Below are 16,495 nucleotides of genomic sequence, written 5' to 3'. Positions count from 1 at the left end.
GGACCGGCGGGGGCGAGGCGCATTCGGTGTCCTCTCAGGCCGGCCAGCCGCCCGGCTTCGCCGCCTGCGCGGCGTCGGCGGCGGCGAGCCGGTTGGCCTCGACCTCGGCCGGGTGGGACGGCGCGGCGGCGATCCGGGGCGGGTCGTCGTCGAGCCAGTCGGACAGCGCTTCGCCCGTGGGCTTCTTCCTGGGCGGCGGTTCCTGGTGGCCGTCCTCGCAGGTCGGGGCGGCGAGGTACGGGGTGACGGAGTGCAGCTCCTTGATCCACGCGAGTTCGCCGAAGGTGCCCGTCCGGGCGGGGTCGCCGCAGTAGGTGCGGACCCAGCCGAGGTAGAGGCCCGTCAGGATCTCCAGGACGGGCTCGTGGCCGTCCCGGTACCAGCAGCGCGGGATCTTCCGGTGCAGGTGGTGGTGGGTGATCAGCCAGTCCACCCACGGGGCGAGTTCGACGAGGCGCTGCTGCCGGTCGGCGGGCGTCATCGCCGACCACACCCACCGCCTCGGCGGGGTGCCGGTGATTCCGGCGGTGAGGTCATGCATCGGTGGCCTCCAGGGCCTGGTGCGGGACCGCGTCCGCCCGCGGCGCGGCCGGCCGGGCCAGCCACGCCTTGACGTCCGGGTCGCGCCAGGTCAGGCGCATGCGCACCCGGATCGGCGGCCGGTTGAAGTACAGCGCGATAGCGGTGTGTTCGGGGATCTCGCGCAGTTGGTGGACGGGCAGCAGGTCCGACTCGACGACGTTGGTCGAGGTGGAGTCGCGGCCGGTGCCGGTGGTGTGGCTGGTCCTCTCCACGAGTTCCCGGCCGAACAGGAACGACATGTAGCGCATCGTCTCGTCGTCGGCCATGCCGGGCAGCAGCAGCCGCAGCGTGCTCGCCGAGATGATGGTCTTGGCGCCTTCACGGCCCATCCGGCCGGCGAGCTGCGAGTAGTCGTGCCAGATGCTCAGCACGGTGATGCCCATGCCGCGGCCGGTGGTGAGCACGTTGGGCAGCTTCGGGTAGCGCAGGAAGTTGCCGGCCTCGTCGACGAACAGGCCGAGCGAGCGGTCGGGGTGGCGGCCGAGCTTCTCGTAGCGGGCCTCGGCGGCGTGGAGGACCGCGGCGATCAGCGAGGTGAAGTAGGGCGCGAAGCGGTCGGCCTGCGAGGGCGCCGCGATCAGCACGAGCGTGCCGTTGCGTTCCAGCAGTTCCTCGGCGCTGAAGTCGGTCCGCTCGGCGGCCTCGCGGATGCCCGTGCTGCGGTACGTCGCCGCGAGGACGTTCAGGGTGAACTGGACGGAGCCCTTGCCGTCGTCGTGCAGCGTCGTCCAGGGCTGCGCGTAGTCGAGCGCCGCCTCCGGGTGGTCCTCCTCCAGGATCGCGCGGACGTGGTCGACCGCCGCCTCGCCCTGGGTGAGCCAGCGCCGGAACGACTTGATGCCGCCCTTGGACGTCCGGGAGGCCAGCAGCAGTCCGGCCACGATGGCACGGGCCTGGATCAGCCACGGCTCGGCCTTCGGGTCGTACGTCTTCTGGCTCGCGTCGGCCATCCACTCGGCCATGCGCTCGGCGGCCTCGTCGTCGACGGCGTAGTCCACCGGCGACCAGTGCGCGGTCAGCCACGGCCCGGCGGGCAGCCCCGCCGGGGCGATCACCCAGACCGGGCCGATGTGGCTGCGGGCGGCGTAGATCTCCTCCAGGTCCGAGGCCTTGGTCGTCGTCACCAGTGCCGGGCCCTGCCACTCGGCCGCGTTCGGGGCGAGCAGGCCGGAGGTCTTCGCGGAGCCGGGCGGGCCGAACGCGATGGCGCTCGCGCTGCGTTCGATGACGCCGACGATCTTCCGGGTCTCCCGGCCGCGCCCCGCGGTGATGCGGTCCGGGCGTTCGGCCGGGGCGTCGGGCAGGGCCATCTCCTTCTCGATCTTGGCACCGCCCCAGGTCGCGCCGCCCGCCAGCGAGCGCCGACGGCGACGGCCGAGGCGCCGCACGACCACCCCGGCGAGGACGGCCAGCAGCACGACCAGCAGGCCGAAGACCGTATAGAAGAGCCAGGCGGGCGGGGCCGGCCGGTAGACGGAGGCCGGCCCCTGCGCGACGGACAGCAGCAGCGTCTCGGGCACGGACGCGGTCATCTCCGGCAGACCGCCCCCGGACAGCAGCCCCGCCAGGGCCCCGGCCGCGAGCGACACCGCGCCCAGCGAGACGACCGCTCCGGCGGCGAGCCCGAACAGGAACGTGCCGTCGTCCACCCGGTTGTCGGAGGCCACCTCAGATCACCATCTTCTCGTCGGTCTCGAACAACTCCCGCTCGGTGCGCGACAGCAGGAGCTGTACGGCGTGCGAGCCACCGCCCCGCCCGACCTTCCACAGCGCCCGTCCGCGCTGCCCGGCGCCCCAGGAGCCGATCAGGTCGCACTCGGCGTCGGTGAGGCCGATCGCCTCGCGGGTGAGGTTCAGCGGCTTGGTGTCCTGGGCGAGCTGGATCCGGGTCTCGCAGCTGGCGATCAGGTCCTTGGCGATGGCGACGGCTTCGGAGCCGGCCGCGCCGACCGCCTCGAAATCGCTCAACCGGTGCGTCGCGAGCAGCTGGATGGTGCCGGTCGCACGGCTCAGGCGCAGGTCGGCGTCGATCTTGCGGACCATCGACGACCCGCCCGACTGCATCTGCCGCCACAGCTCGTCGCGCACGATGATCCACGGGCGGCCCGGACGGTCGATGGCGCTCTGCGCCCACGAGGAGACGCAGGTCAGCACCATGGCGACGACCTCGTCGCCGTACTGCTGGAGGGCGGAGATGTCCACGCTCTGGATGGGCGCGTCCCAGTCCAGGGAAACGGACGTCTTCTCGTCGAACAGGCCGCCGAGGTGCCCGGAGATCATCGAGCCGAGAGCGGAGCGGATGCTCGCCATCTGCTCGCGTGCCGTCTGGACGTCGTCGCCGCGCACGCGCAGCTCCCGGGCCATGGCCTCGGTCGGGTCCTTGAGCACCTGGTAGACCGCCGGGAGGGTCGGGGTGTCGAGGCGGGTGTGCCCGGCGCCGGCCAGCGCGCCGGTGACCTCGCGCACGGCGACGTCCAGGCACTCCTCCTCCTGCGGCTGGAGCACCCGCTTCAACTGGAGCTCCAGCAGCGCCTTGCAGAGGGTGAGGCGGCGGCGGTGGATCTCGGTGAGCCGGGCCTGGAGCTCGGCGTCGTCCTTGATCAGGTGGAGGTCCTGGCCCAGCGGGCCGGCGTCCAGCGGATTGAGACGGCCGGACAGCCCGGGGCCCAGCCGCACCGGCTCGGTGCCCAGGTGGCGGCAGAGCGCCGCGTACTCGCCCTTGACGTCCCCGGCGATGAGCGTGCGGTGCCCGAACGCCATCAGGCGGAAACACAGCGCCTTGACGTGGGCGCTCTTCCCGCTGCCGGGGATGCCGGTCAGGATCACGTTCGGGTTGGTGGCCAGCCCCTCCTGCACCCACACGCTCGGATGCGCGGAGAACGCCTGCATGGTGAGCGTGTTGAACCCGATGTACGCGCCGACCGGCGGCAGCGACGCCGCGTGCAGGAACGGGTAGATGCCGGACGCCCGGCCGGTGTCCGCACGGAACACCTCGGCCTTCGCGTGCGAGGCCGCCCGGCCCGCGAACGGCTGGTGCCAGCCCTTCTTCGGCGCGATCCGCATGGCCGTCGCCGGGTCCTCCAGCAGCCGGGCCCGCCGCAACTCGCGGGCGGTGGGCTGCCGCTGCGTCGGCGCTTGGTCGTCCGGCTCGAACAGATCGGCCACGCGGGTCGATTCGAGGACGGTGTCGCGTCCGTCCCGGCGGCGCGTGAACGGGAACCCCGCCATCAGATCGCCACCCTTCGCGGCGGCAGCCCCATGCCGAGCGGCAGCGCGGCGGCGGCGAACGCGTCGTCCATCGCGCCCCAGCAGCGCCGCAGTTCCAGACCGGCGTCACTCGCGTCCGCCTGCAGCTCGGCGCAGGCCGTCTCCAGCTCCTCCGGGTCCGTGACGGTGACCGCGATCAGCGCCACCATCCGCACCACGCCCTGACCGGACGCACGCGCGATGTCCTGCGCCCGCGCGATCTCCGACTCGCGGCGCTCGTCCTCCGACTCCGCCCGGCCCGTCTTCGCCCGCAGCGCCCGCGCGGACTGCCGCCGCGTCTTCTCCCGGCTCAGCTCCTTGCGCGCACGGGCAGGGCCGATCGGCTCGTAGACCAGGGACATCGACCGCCGCGCGTTCGTCCTCGGCCGCAGCAACGGCTGCAGGAACGTCGCGTACACCTCGGACTGCGGGAAGTTCCGCACCTGGTACGTGACCGTCCACGCCCCGTCGTGCCGGTACATGCCCCACGTGTACTCCGCCGCCGCCGGCCCGGCCAGCGCCGGATCCACACCGGGAGCCGTGCCCGCGTACGACGCGTCGTCGGACGCCGCCGAACGGACCGCCAGCATCTGCTGCGCCTCCGGGTCGTACGCGGTGCGGATCACGGCCGCCACCCGGCGCGGGTCCAGGAGCTCCACCACCTGGAGGCCCGCGCTGCTCAGCGACCCGTGCATGGCGTGGAACTCCCGCACCAGCACCGCGGCTGCGCCGACCTGTCCACCACCGGCACCGCGCACCGCCAGCCGCGCACGGACCGACGACAGCGTGACCGACAGGTACGTCTCACGGATCGTCGCCGCCGGACCCGCCGAGACCATCAGCTCGCCGAGGGCCTGGACGGCGGCGGCCGGGGCGTCGGCGGCGGTGTGCCGGTTCGTCCAGGACCGCAGCGCCTCGCCGTCGTCCGGCAGGCTGCGCTGGTGCACCTGGATGCGGACGATCGAGCCGTCCTCCTTGCACTGGCTGCGCAGGAAGGCCGCCCACTGACGGACCCGGGCGTTCTGCCGGGCGGTGTCGACCAGGGCCAGGCCCGGGAAGGTGACGCGGGCGACGAGGGTGTAGGTGTTGTCGATCGGGTTGTGGACGATGCCGAGCGTGCCGCCCTGGCCGTCCGGTGCGGTCAGGATGCGCAGGCGCGCGAGCACGCCGGGCAGGTCCATCGGCTGGTTGCCTTCCTTGTCGGCGGGGGCGAACACCCCGCTGTAGAACACGTTCCGCTTGGTGGCGACGGCGAGCTGGTACCGGACCGCCAGCAGCACCCACTCCTCGGCGGCCAGGCCCATCACACGGCCGTAAGCCAGGAGGAGCAGCAGGCCGGCGAGCGGGAGCGCCACGAAGGCGGCCGTCCAGCTGTGCTGGTAGATCGGGATCAGGGCGACGACCGAGGCGGCGGCCATCAGGGCGAAGCCCACGCCGGACAACTCGCCGATGAAGCCGGACTTCTCCCGCTGCCAGCCGGTGTAGGTGTCCGGCTCACTGTGGGTCAGGGACACGGGATCAGTCCCCCTTCGGCTTCGGCAGCGGCGTGGTGGGCGGTGGTGGGGCGGACTCCGTCGGCGCGGCCGGACGGACGGGGCCGGTGGTGAGCCGCACGGTGCCCGTACTCGTGGGCGGTGACGTGTCGACGAGCGTCGGCGGCGAGGCGTCGACCAGGGTCGGCGTCGTTCCTGCGGACGCGGCCGGCTGCGGCACCTCTGCCTCGCCCGTACCTTGCGGAGCCGGGCCCTGCGTCTCCGCAGGGGTGTCCGCGTCGCTGCCTTGGACATCCTGCTGCACCGCAGGTGCTGCGCCACCGCCGCCCTTGCGGGGCGGGACCACGGAGGCGTGGCCGTTGCCGGGGGCACCCAGTCCGGCGTTCGCGGCGGTGTTCGCCGCCGCGCCCTCCAGCGTGCTCGCGCCGGCGGCGGCGAGCTGCAGGCCGAGGCCGATCCCGGTGCCGATTCCGCTGCCCATGCCGGAGAGGAACTTGCGGGAACGGCTGTTGGAACCGCTGCCCGAGGCCGAGGCGCTGTCCTCCTCCAGGGCCTTGGTGAACCCGGACCCGCCGCCGACCGCACCGGCTCCGGCCACACCGGCGGCCCCGCCGGCGAAACCGCCGAACGCGGCGCCCATGGTGGACCCCACGGAGGAGATCATCCCGGCGGCCACGCTGTTGCCGCCGCCGGCCTCCACCATCGTCAGGAACCGCGCCAGCACCGGCCAGGCGACCGCGGCGAGGAGGAAGACGATCAGGCCGACGATCACGTTCCGGATGCCGCTGGCGGTGCCCATCGCCTCGAACCCGATACCGAAGCACACCACGATCGCCAGCTTCGCGAGCGCCATCGCGGTGAAGGCCCGCCGGGCCTTGGGCCACCACTCCTGGGTCTCGTCGGACAACTGCCCGGCGACCGCCACGGGCATGGCGACCATCAGCACCATGATCCCGGCCTGACGCATCAGCACCTCGATCCACAGCGCGCCGACCACCAGGATCGCCAGGATCCCGAGGACGATGACCACGCCCACGGCCTGACTCAGCACGCCTTCCCCGGTCACCAGGCTCGCGCCCACGGACTGTGCGCCGCCGGCCGTCACCAGACCGGCGAACATGCCGGCCAGCTTCGTCTTCATGACCGTCGCCGCGTCCTGGTGCTCGGGGCCGACCTGGGTGAACGACTGGTCGATGATCCAGATCGACACCTGGTCGATCCACCGCAGGATGATCTGCGCCGATCCCGCGTACACCCCGAGTACCAGCGCGTACTTGCCCAGTCCCTTCAGCACGGTCGCCAGCGGCGCACCCTGTTGGCTCACCGCGACCTTGCCGAACTGGATCAGCATCAGGAACGTGGCGATCACGACCGACAGGACCGTCATGATCCCGGTCATGTGGCTGATCCCGGTCCCGCCCAGGTTGATCGTGGAGGCGTCGTTGAAGGCGTCGGCGAACTGCTGGAGGAGCCAGACCGTGCCCTCGCCGATGTAGCCCGCGATCTCCCGCATCGCGTCGGCGGCCAGCTTGCTGATCTTGCCGGCCACCCAGTCCCCCAGGCCGCCGGACGGTATCAGAAGGTCCGCGTTTTTCACGTTGCAGTCCTGGAAGTTCATGCCCCCTTCGATGCACTTCCCCATGGCGTCGACGTACTTCTGATAGCCCGCGATGCCGTGGTCCGTCGTGGCTTCCCAGTCCTTGAGCTTGTCGAGCTCACGCTGCTTGCGTGCTGCGGTGATGTTCGGGTCGTCGCAGGCCTTCTTCCGCTCGTCCGCGTTCCCGCTCTCCTCGCACTTGTCGTAGAGGTCGGGCTTCTTGTAGGGCCTGCAGTTGTCGGCCTCGGGCATCATGCACCAGTGGTTGTCCTTGTCGACGCCGATGCTGCTGCCGCTTCGGTCGTTCCACTGCGAGAGCCATTCCTTCGACGGGCTGTCGGGCGGACCGTTCGGGGCATGGACGGTCGGGCTGTCGGCCAACGCGGCAGGCGCGGCCAGCGCTCCCACGGACATGAGCGCGGCGAGCAGGACGGTCAGCAGGCGGAGGAGCCCGCGGTCAGTCACGGATCACCACCAGCCAGCCGTCCTTGAGGGACGTCGGCGAGTCGGGGTTGTAGGGCGCCGGGGTGAAACGCTTGGCGACCCACTTCGGATCCGTGGTGATCTTCCAGTCACCGTCCTCCCAGATCAGGACGACATCGGCCAGCTGGTTCTTGAGAGGGCTGTCGTCCGAGGCGGCCTTGGGCAGGGTGGCCGTGCGGCTGTAGTGCATCCAGACGTTGATCACCAGGCCGTCGTCGTCGAGCGCCCAGGCCTGCGCGGCGTCCACATTGGTGCTGATCGTCATGCCGGCCGGGGTGCCCCCCGAGGACGGCAGGCCGACCGTCTCACGAAGCTTGCGCACCTCGCTGACGGCCTTGTCGATGCTCGCCTCGCTGCCCTTGGCCGTGGTGACGGCGAGCTGACGACGAACCATGTCGTCGTCCAGCACGCTCAGTTCGTCGAGGCGGTAGACCGCAGCCGACATCGCACCGAAGCCGAAGCGCGGAAATCCGATCGAGGCGCCGTCCTTCTGTCCGGTCGGCTTGTTCAGATGAACCGGTTTGGCCGTGTTCGGGGTCAGCGTCTTGGTCGCCGACGGGCTCGCCGACGTGGCGGGCCCGGTGCTCGCCGTGGCGGTCGGGGAGGCGGCCGGCTTGCCGTCCTTCCCGTCGTCGGACATGCCGCGGACGACGGCGACGCCGCCCACCGCGATGACGGCGCCGGCCACGCCGCCGATCCCGATCAGCCGAAGGCGCGCCCTGCGCGCCGCGCGGTCGTGGCGGTCCATCAGGCGGCCGCCATCTTGTAGGCGGCGAAGATGAGCCCGCTGGTGCAGGCGATGCCGATGCCCGAGATCAGGCTCATGACGATGGCCTTCTTGCCGCGGGCCGCCATGCCGCCGCGCTCGGAGTTCTCGCCGATGGCGACGGCCGCCCAGCCCAGCAGCCCGCCGAGGACGGCGAGCGCCAGGCCGCCGCCGGCGACCCAGCCGAGGATCGTGCCGGTCGGGCTCTTCACGTTCTCCGGCAGCGTCGGCTTGAAGTCCGGGATCGGGTTCTCGATCGACGTCGGCTCGGGCGACGGTCCGGCGGCGAGGATGTGCGAATGCGGGTCGGACATCAGCGTGTTCAGGACGTGGAGGGTCTGGCTCACGGCAGCAGGACTCTTTCTACGGGTTGAACGGATTGGATCTGAAGAGGGGCCGCCGCCGGTTGAGTGGCGGGCGGCAGCGGGTCGCCCCAACTGGTGTGGGCGGAGCCGAGCACGGCGCGGGCGAGCTGGTCGGCGGCCTGGAGCGACCCGGAGCCCAGCCGGGCGGCGTCCCGCAGGCCCCTGGCGCGGATGTCCGGGTCGAACGGGACCCGGACGACCGCCGCGACGCGGGGCGCCAGCATGGTCTCCCCCGCACGGACGGGCGCGGGAGTGCGGCCGTCACCGGTGGACACGAGGGCGACGACCATGCGGTCGAGGGGCAGCCCGTCGGCCGAGGCGGCCGTCAGCGCGGTCTGCAGGGCGGCCATGCCGGAGGCGGTGGCCGCCGCGCAGAGGACGGGAACGCTCACCGGAAGCGCACACCAGGCGGCGGTCAGGCCGGAGCCGCCGGCAGCGCGGGAGGCGACGATGTCGTGCGCGACCGGGTGTGCGGTGTCCGCGATCACGGCCTGCCAGCCGCCGATGGCGGCCAGCTGGTGCCACGCGGCGGGTGCCTCGGGCAGGGCCAGTGGCGGAGCGCTCCAGTCCTGGTGATCGGTCAGCACGTGCCAGCCGGCCCCGGCCGGGGCCGGAAAACGAGTCGCCGCCGCCAGGACATGACGCCTGCTCAGTGGTGCGTCGGGCGGGACGGACGCGAGCCCGGTCCCGGGTTCCGTCGCCCACGTGGGCCACGGCGAGGCCAAGCGCGGCGCGAGGTCCAGGACGACGCCGGCCGCCGCCTGGGCGAGCCCGACGCCCAGCAAACCCGCGACCGTCGACCGTCCGCTGCCGCCGACGGCCGCCAGGACGGGCACCACGACCCGTCCGTGGGGGGCGATCACCACGGACGGGACAGCTTTCCTTGCCAACACTCCCCCGAATATTGCTAGCGGACAGTCACGCTCCGGTCAGGCTTCCCGAGCGAGCCGTGGCTGTCATGAGTACGGGTACTCATGACAGGCCTCTCCCCCGCCCCTTGGATGGGGCACAGGCCCGGTAACACCCCCGTCACCGTCCGTCTCGGCCCCGCAGTCTAATGTCGGAGCCGAACGTTTGTCGCACGCGCTCGGTTCCTGATCATCGGTCACACCTGTGACAATGCCGAAACCGTGAGCGGCCCGGTACCCGAACCGGCGGGACGCCCCCGAGCAGGGACGATGCCCTGCGGTGGATGTCGCAGTCGGGTGTGAGAATGGCGCGTCCGCTTGCACGAAGGGGGTTGTCTGCGGGCAATCGGCGTTGTCCGGAGGGGTTCTGACCGAGGGGGGTCTGAGTGCAGGTCAAATCTGGGCTGGTGTTGGCGGTCGCGGCCGTCGGCCTGAGTCCGCTGGCTCTTGGAGTCGGACTGGTCATGGTCGTCGCCGTCGCCGCCGACGACGAGAAGGGCAGCGGTGGCGGTGTGGCCCCGGTGATGTCGGTGGCCACTCTTCGCACCGGACCCGGTGGTGTGCCGGAGCAGTACGCGGAGTTCGTCAAACAGGCCGCGGCCGCTTGCGACCAGGGGTTGAGCGCGGGCGTCCTGGCCGCACAGATCAACGCCGAGTCCGCGTTCGATCCGCGCGCCAACTCCGGACAGGCCCAGGGGATCGCCCAGTTCACCCCGGAGACGTGGGCGAGCTGGGGCAACGGCGGCAGCGTCTGGGAGCCGAAGGACGCGATCGCCGCCCAGGGCCGCTTCATGTGCAGCCTCCTGAAGACCGCCAAGCAGCACCCGGACTACAACGGCAGCGCCATCGAACTCGCGCTGGCCGGCTACAACGCCGGATGGGGCCGCGTCGACCAGTACAAGGGCGTGCCCCCCGCGTCGTTCGCACAGGGCCAGACCTACGACTACGTGAAGAAGATCATGGCGGACGTCCGGAAGTACACGCAGTCCGAGGACACCGTGCCCGTTCAGCTCCCCGCCGACTACCAGCTGCCTGCCGACACCCCGCAGGCGGTCAGGACCGCCGTGGCGTGGGCCCTCGCCCAGCGCGGCGGCTGGTACCAGTGGGGCGGCGACTGCACGAACCCGTTCGGCGACAACACCCAGGGCCGGTGCGACTGCTCCAGCCTGATGCAGCAGGCCTACGCACACGCCGGCGTCACCCTGCCCCGGACGACGTTCGAGCAGGTCAAGACCGGCACCCGGGTGTCGCCGGACGACGTCAAACCGGGCGACCTGGTCTTCAACGCCGGCTCGGACGGCTCGGACGACTCCCCGGGCCACGTCGGCATGTACGTGGGCAACGGCTGGATCGTCGAGGCCCCGCGCACCGGCGTCCAGACCCGTACCGTCGCCTACAGCGGCTGGCGCAACAGCACATCGGCACTCACGCGGATCACCCACGTCGTCCGCGTGGTGCAGTGGTAGGACAGGAGAAACGTTGCTTCACGAGGACCAACCGGCCCACCCCTGGGGGACGGTGACACCCGCGTTCTGGGCCGCACCGGAGCCGGCCGGCCCGCCCGCGGTCACACCCGACTTCGCGGACCGCTTCGCCGAGTTGACCGGGCTGCTCGACCGGACGTCGGACACCGACGTCCTGGCGGCCGTGGCCGCCAAGGCGGGTGTGCTCGACCAGGACGTCACCGCGGCACTCGGACCGACCGACCCCAACGTCGCGAACGTCCGCGAACTCCGCGGCCTGATCGCGCGCCGCCAGGGCCGTCGCACGGAGGCCGCCCGCTGGCACCTCCACACCGCGGGCCTGCACATCGCCACCGGCGGCGTGGGCTCGCCACGGGCCAGGGCGAGCGCCAAGCACGCGCTGTCGGACTGGCGGGAGATCCCCGACCCGGCCGAACGCACCGCCGTCGGCCACGAGATCCTGCCCGTGCTCGCCGCCGTGGCCGGAACCGACGCACCGCCCACGTGGGAGGTCAAGGCGTACCTGACCGGGTAGGGCACCGACGGCGGGCCTCGCAACTCCCGTGCTGAAAGAGAAACGCCGGCCCCGGCGGTCCCGATGGATCGTTCGCCGAGTCCCCCGGAAACACATCTCGCCCGGCCCCGCGCACCGGACGGGCTAGCCGGGCTCGCGAAGCCCGGCGGGGCTGCGAAAACTGGCCGCGTGTCCTCCACCACGATCACGCCGATCTCCTCCCACGAGTTGGACCTCCTCCGTGCGCTGCGGGCCCGGGCCGCGGGCGGCGGGCTGTCGGCCGAGGCCGTGGTCCTGGCGCAGGGGCGGCTCCAGGAACCGTGCGGCTGGCCGGCGGGTTTGCCGCGGCGCAGTGACGGCGGGGACTGCTTCCGCAACGCGTGGCGGATCGCGCTGAAGCCGGCCGGGTTGGTGTACGTGGAGGGGTTCGTCCTCGGTGCGGGCGGGGTGGTGACGCGGCGCGCCTGGTGTGCGGACGAGGAGGGGCGGGCGCTGGATCCGACGTGGCGGGACGGGCGGGCGCTGGCGTACGTGGGGGTCGGGATGGCCGCGGAGTGGGTCGCGGCGGTCCAGCAGCGCACGTGTACGCGGACGCGGTTCCCGGGTGTGCTGGACACCGCCGTCCAGCACACCCGGGACGCCGACCGCGTGTTCACGTACGGGGTCCCCGCCCCGGCCCTGCTACCGCTCGGCCGTGAGCTCCCGCCCCGCCCGAACACCGGATAGCGCGAAGGGCGCCGGGCGGTAGGCTGCGGCGCGTGTTCGAGTACCACGGCTGGATCAACGTCCTGGAGAGCGCCGACGCCGACGACGACCCCACGCCGATGCGCGCCTCGACCGGATCGCCGCGCGCATCGACGAGCGCGTCCGGGAGCTCGACAGCCCCTGCCTGCTGGACCTCCGCCGGATGAACGGCGGCGTCTTCGTGCACCTCGGCGGCTGCCCGAACCACCGCGACGACTCGATCGTGGCGTTCTTCCGCGAGGTCGGCCAACTGGCCCCGGGTTCCTACGGGTTGCTGCACGTCCGGGACGACGAGGAGCCGGGCCGCGAGAACGGGGTCACCGTCGTCCGCATGGTCCGCGGCCGGCTGAGCACGCATACGGAGCTGCTGCTGTCCCCGTGCATCCCCGTCCTGGAGGACCCGTTCCCGGGTTAGCCCGAAGGAAATGTCCGGTCCCGGGGCGGCTACGGGGGAGGCCGCTCCGGGACCGGAGTCTTGGGGTGGTGGGGGTCAGACGCCCACCGACTGCTTCTCCGGGCCGAGTTCGGTCTCGGTGGCGGTCTCGGCGGCGGCCTCGGCGGCCGGGGGCTGCTTCTTGAGGGCCAGGGCCAGCAGGCCGCCCAGGATCAGCAGGACGCCGCCGGCGATGCCCGCCGTGCGCAGGCCCTCGACCACGTCCTCCTTGGCGGCGGTGGCGTAGGTGCCGGTGAAGGTGGAGTTGGCGACCGCCACCAGGGCCGCGAGGCCGACCGCGCCGCCGACCTGCTGGGCGGTGGAGGCCATGGCGCCGGCCACGCCCTGCTCCTCCGGGGCCACGCCGGAGCCGGCGGAGGCGAAGACGGAGACGAAGACCAGGCCGCCGCCGAGGCCCCACAGGACGGAGCCGGGGAGCAGGGCGGGGAAGGAGCCGCCGGTGGTCATGACGGCGGCGGTCAGGGCGATGCCGGCGCCGTTGACGGCCATGCCGGTGGCGAGGGTGGCCCGCATGCCGAAGCGCTGCATGAACTTCGGGGCGAGCTGGCCGGCGCCGACCATCGAGACCAGGGTGAGCGGCAGGAAGGCGAGGCCGGCCTGGAGCGGGGTGTAGCCGAGGACGGGCTGGATGTAGGTGGTGAAGACGTAGTAGCCGCCGGACAGGCCCGTCTGGAAGATGAAGACCACGGCCATCGCCACGACGAGCGGACGGTTGCTCAGCAGGCGCAGCGGCATGAGCGGGTCGCGGGTGCGGGCCTCGGTGACGAAGAAGGCGACGAGCAGGGCGGCGCCGAGGAGCAGGGCGGTGAGCGGGGTGGGGCTGAGCCAGCCGTCCTCGGGGCCGGTGACGAGGCCGAAGACGACGGCGGAGATGCCGGCGGTGGCGAGCAGGGCGCCGGGCAGGTCGAAGCCGCCGCGGCTCTGGACGGCCGGGTCCGGGCGCAGGACCTTCGGGGCCGGGATGAGGACGGCCAGCGCGAACGGCACGTTGATGAAGAACACCCAGCGCCAGGAGGCGAGGTCGGTGAGGACGCCGCCGAAGAGAGCGCCGGCGGCGAGGCCGAGCGAGCCGGCCATGCCCCAGACGCCGAAGGCCTTGATGCGCGCCTGGCCGTCGAAGGAGGTGGCGATGAGGGCGAGGACGGCGGGGAAGAGCAGGGCGCCGCCGACGCCCTGCACGACGCGGGCGCCGATGAGGACGCCCTGCCCGGTGGCGATGCCGCCGACCAGGGAGGAGACGGCGTACAGGCTCAGGCCGGCGAGGAAGAGGCGGCGGGCGCCGATGCGGTCCACCGCGCGGCCGCCGAAGAGCAGCAGGCCTCCGAAGGAGACGGCGTAGGCGGAGACGACCCACTGCAGGGACTGGGCGGAGAAGCCCAGTGCCCGGCCGATGTCGGGCAGCGCCACATACACGATGTTGTAGTCGACGGTGACGATGAACTGCGCGAAGGCGAGCAGGAAAAGGGTGATTCCCGCCCTGCGGGCAGGGGCCGTGGCAGGCATGGTTACTCCCGTTGGGGACGACGTGGGGACGACGTGGGGACAGCTGGGGAACAAAGTCGGCACAGGGTCGGCACGGAAAGCACACGTGCGGAATAAAGCCCGCACCGAACGGTGCTCAGCTTCTTAACGGTGTTTACTCTAGCAGGAGTACGCTCCAAACAAAACGCCGTATAGTTCTGCCACCGACCTGGAGGACAGCAGCATGGATACGAAGCCCACCCGCCGCGCGCGGCTCCGCCAGCAGACGATCACCGAGATCAAGGAGGCCGCCCTCAAGGCCCTGGCCGAGGCGGGCCCGGCGGGCATCACCCTGCGCGGGATCGCCCGCGAGCTGGGCATGACGGCCGCGGCCCTCTACGGCTACTTCGACACCCGCGACCAGCTGATCTCGACCCTCGCCGCGGACGCCTACAACGAGCTGGCCGACTCGCACGAGGCCGCCCTGGCCGCCCTGCCGCACGAGGAGACGGCCCGCCGGGTGCGCGCGGTGTGCGACACCTTCCGCACCTGGTCGATCAAGAACCCGGCGGCGTTCCGGCTGATCTACGGGGACGGCCTGCCCGGGTTCACCCCGCCCGAGGAGGTCGCCGCGGCGGCGCGGCGATGCTGCATGACGGTGCTGGACGTGGTCGACGGGGCGTGGGAGCACGCGCCGGCGGCGCTGCGCGAGGACCGGGCGGACTGGTCGGACTTCCACGAGTCGCTGTCCGGCCCGGCCCGCGAGCAGTTCCCCCACCTGTCGCCGCAGGCGCTCGGGGTGAGCCTGCGGATCTGGGGGCGGATGTACGGGCCGGTGGCGCTGGAGGTGTTCGGCCACCTCGGGCAACAGATCAACGATCCGGCGGAGGTGTATCGGCGCGAGGTGGACGCCATCGTTGAAATGCTCGGCATCAGCGAGTAGATACCTGGGAATTCTCGCCACTCGCGCGAGAAGAACCTAGCAATCTTTAGGAAACAATCCTAACGGTTTATCCTTCACATAAAAGCGGAGGCCGGTCGTCACGAAGGCGACGCGCGACGACCGGCCCGACGTCACCGCCGCGAGCGCGACCAGGCCCGCATCGCCGGCTTCTCGACCACCGCGTACAGCAGCCACGCCAGCGCCAGGCTCACGCCGAGGTACAGCACGACGATCGCCGCGCCCTGCCAGACGGCGAACGACCGCTCGAAGCCCATGAGTTGCTTCACGTACGTGATCACCGTCCCGTGCACCATGTAGAACGCGAAGGACACCTCGCCCAGCCACAGCAGCGCCGGGTGGTGCAGCACCGAGCCGGCGCCGCCGAGGTCCCGCACCGCGATCGCGGCGATCAGCAGGGCCAGCGGCAGCGCGGTCACGGCGCTGTGCGAGTACAGCCACGGCACGTTCATCGAGCCGGCCCAGGCCGCCAGCGCGAGCACGGACGCCACCGGTACGCCGATCCGGGGCAGCCGCCCGGCCGCGACGATCAGCGCCATGACGATGCCGAGCGCGAACTCCAGCGTGCGCACCGGCGGGAACATGTAGACCGCCCAGAACTGCTCGGCGGAGACGGGGAACCCGTTGGGCGTGGTGCCGCCCGGCAGCAGCGCGTACGCGGCCGCCGGCACCAGCGCGATCGCGGCGGTCAGGACCAGTGCCAGCGCCCACAGGCGGGCCGGGTCGACGCGGCGCAGCAGTGCGTGGAGGAACGGGAAGCACAGGTAGAAGAACAGCTCGCAGGCCAGCGACCAGCTCGGCGGGTTCACCGACAGGTAGACGTCCAGGTACGGGAACCAGGCGTGCACCATCGCGAGGTTGGGCAGCCACTGGTGCCAGGTCGAGGTGGCGGCGGCGAACAGCACCATCGCGAGCGCCCAGGTGACGACGTGGTTGGGGAAGAGCTTGACCACCCGGCGGCGCCAGAAGGTCCGCTTTCTCAGCCCCGGCCGGGCGGCGTGGGTGAGGACGAAGCCCGACAGGAGGAAGAAGAACGACACCCCGATCGAGCCGGTGGTCGACCAGATCCGGGCCCAGATCTCGCGGGCGCGCCCGTCGAACGGGGTCAGCGCGGGCGGGCCGGTGAGCGAGGTGTGGAAGAAGAACACGCCGAGGGCGGCGAAGAAGCGCAGCCCGGTGAGCGAGGGCAGCCGGGACGGCAGGACGGAGCTGCCGGCAGCGGTGCGGGCTGGAGCGGTTGCGAGTGTGCGGGACACGTGCGGTCGGATCCTTCGGAGCGGGTGCGGGCCGGGCGGCTCGCAGCGGAACGGAGACAACTTCCTTGCAGTGAAGGTGAGTTGAACGGAAGGAGACGCGAAAGGGGGCCGGGCCACCCCCCGCGCCCCGCCCCCGTCTGAGGGAGCCGCGCGCTGCGGGGCTGGCGCCCGCACCCGCCCCGCGGGGTGCGGTAAAAAAAAA

Annotated in this window: 16 protein-coding genes; 6 read left to right on the top strand and 10 right to left on the bottom strand. The window is 72.0% G+C overall.

Annotated elements, in window-relative coordinates:
• Positions 1-34: 34 nt before the first annotated feature.
• Genes ACFV4F_RS17310 through ACFV4F_RS17275 form a run of 8 tightly spaced genes read right to left on the bottom strand, consistent with a single transcriptional unit; the run spans position 35 to position 9,398 of the window.
• A complete protein-coding gene (locus ACFV4F_RS17310) occupies positions 35-541 on the bottom strand; it encodes a hypothetical protein (protein ID WP_380503250.1) in 507 nt (168 codons plus the stop codon).
• On the bottom strand, positions 534-2,249 hold the full coding sequence (locus tag ACFV4F_RS17305) for a type IV secretory system conjugative DNA transfer family protein (RefSeq protein ID WP_380503247.1): 1,716 nt from the start codon (positions 2,247-2,249) through the stop codon (positions 534-536). The genes ACFV4F_RS17310 and ACFV4F_RS17305 overlap by 8 nt, the downstream gene beginning before the upstream one ends.
• A 1-nt stretch (position 2,250) precedes the next feature.
• Positions 2,251-3,810 (bottom strand): type VI secretion protein, encoded by a 1,560-nt coding sequence (locus tag ACFV4F_RS17300; RefSeq protein ID WP_380443659.1) that lies wholly within the window; start codon positions 3,808-3,810, stop codon positions 2,251-2,253.
• Entirely contained in the window at positions 3,810-5,342 is a 1,533-nt protein-coding gene (locus ACFV4F_RS17295) for an SCO6880 family protein (protein WP_380443661.1), read from the bottom strand. Before ACFV4F_RS17295 ends, ACFV4F_RS17300 begins: the two co-directional genes overlap by 1 nt.
• A 4-nt stretch (positions 5,343-5,346) precedes the next feature.
• Entirely contained in the window at positions 5,347-7,383 is a 2,037-nt protein-coding gene (locus ACFV4F_RS17290; RefSeq protein ID WP_380503244.1) for a hypothetical protein, read from the bottom strand.
• On the bottom strand, positions 7,376-8,149 hold the full coding sequence (locus tag ACFV4F_RS17285) for a hypothetical protein (RefSeq protein ID WP_380503241.1): 774 nt from the start codon (positions 8,147-8,149) through the stop codon (positions 7,376-7,378). Before ACFV4F_RS17285 ends, ACFV4F_RS17290 begins: the two co-directional genes overlap by 8 nt.
• The gene (locus tag ACFV4F_RS17280; RefSeq protein WP_380443667.1) at positions 8,149-8,514 is read right to left on the bottom strand and encodes a hypothetical protein; all 366 of its coding nucleotides are present in this window, start codon (positions 8,512-8,514) and stop codon (positions 8,149-8,151) included. Before ACFV4F_RS17280 ends, ACFV4F_RS17285 begins: the two co-directional genes overlap by 1 nt.
• Positions 8,511-9,398, bottom strand: coding sequence for a hypothetical protein (locus tag ACFV4F_RS17275; protein WP_380503239.1), 888 nt, complete (start codon positions 9,396-9,398; stop codon positions 8,511-8,513). The genes ACFV4F_RS17280 and ACFV4F_RS17275 overlap by 4 nt, the downstream gene beginning before the upstream one ends.
• 428 nt (positions 9,399-9,826) lie before the next feature.
• Here ACFV4F_RS17275 and ACFV4F_RS17270 point away from each other — a divergent pair, with 428 nt between their 5' ends.
• From ACFV4F_RS17270 to ACFV4F_RS17250, 5 genes are all read left to right on the top strand, one after another.
• Positions 9,827-10,906 (top strand): NlpC/P60 family protein, encoded by a 1,080-nt coding sequence (locus tag ACFV4F_RS17270; RefSeq protein WP_380503236.1) that lies wholly within the window; start codon positions 9,827-9,829, stop codon positions 10,904-10,906.
• Positions 10,907-10,919: 13 nt separating this feature from the next.
• The gene (locus ACFV4F_RS17265) at positions 10,920-11,438 is read left to right on the top strand and encodes a hypothetical protein (RefSeq protein WP_380491753.1); all 519 of its coding nucleotides are present in this window, start codon (positions 10,920-10,922) and stop codon (positions 11,436-11,438) included.
• A gap of 168 nt (positions 11,439-11,606) precedes the next feature.
• On the top strand, positions 11,607-12,143 hold the full coding sequence (locus ACFV4F_RS17260) for a hypothetical protein (RefSeq protein WP_380503233.1): 537 nt from the start codon (positions 11,607-11,609) through the stop codon (positions 12,141-12,143).
• A gap of 32 nt (positions 12,144-12,175) precedes the next feature.
• A complete protein-coding gene (locus tag ACFV4F_RS17255) occupies positions 12,176-12,328 on the top strand; it encodes a hypothetical protein (protein ID WP_380503230.1) in 153 nt (50 codons plus the stop codon).
• Positions 12,259-12,576: an Imm7 family immunity protein gene (locus ACFV4F_RS17250; protein ID WP_380503333.1), complete on the top strand. Its 318-nt coding sequence runs from the start codon at positions 12,259-12,261 to the stop codon at positions 12,574-12,576. The genes ACFV4F_RS17255 and ACFV4F_RS17250 overlap by 70 nt, the downstream gene beginning before the upstream one ends.
• 75 nt (positions 12,577-12,651) lie before the next feature.
• Here the strand turns inward: ACFV4F_RS17250 and ACFV4F_RS17245 are convergent, their stop codons facing one another.
• Positions 12,652-14,118 (bottom strand): MFS transporter, encoded by a 1,467-nt coding sequence (locus tag ACFV4F_RS17245; protein ID WP_380503227.1) that lies wholly within the window; start codon positions 14,116-14,118, stop codon positions 12,652-12,654.
• A gap of 202 nt (positions 14,119-14,320) precedes the next feature.
• Here ACFV4F_RS17245 and ACFV4F_RS17240 point away from each other — a divergent pair, with 202 nt between their 5' ends.
• Entirely contained in the window at positions 14,321-15,019 is a 699-nt protein-coding gene (locus tag ACFV4F_RS17240) for a WHG domain-containing protein (RefSeq protein ID WP_380443679.1), read from the top strand.
• Positions 15,020-15,150: 131 nt separating this feature from the next.
• Here ACFV4F_RS17240 and ACFV4F_RS17235 read toward each other — a convergent pair whose 3' ends face one another.
• The gene (locus ACFV4F_RS17235; protein WP_380443681.1) at positions 15,151-16,293 is read right to left on the bottom strand and encodes an acyltransferase family protein; all 1,143 of its coding nucleotides are present in this window, start codon (positions 16,291-16,293) and stop codon (positions 15,151-15,153) included.
• Between the last annotated feature and the right edge of the window lie 202 nt (positions 16,294-16,495).

The sequence above is a fragment of the Kitasatospora sp. NPDC059722 genome (assembly GCF_042733235.1).
GTDB lineage: Bacteria > Actinomycetota > Actinomycetes > Streptomycetales > Streptomycetaceae > Kitasatospora.
The sequence above is the reverse complement of the archived record's forward strand: the minus strand, read 5'-3'. Positions and strand labels throughout refer to the sequence as shown.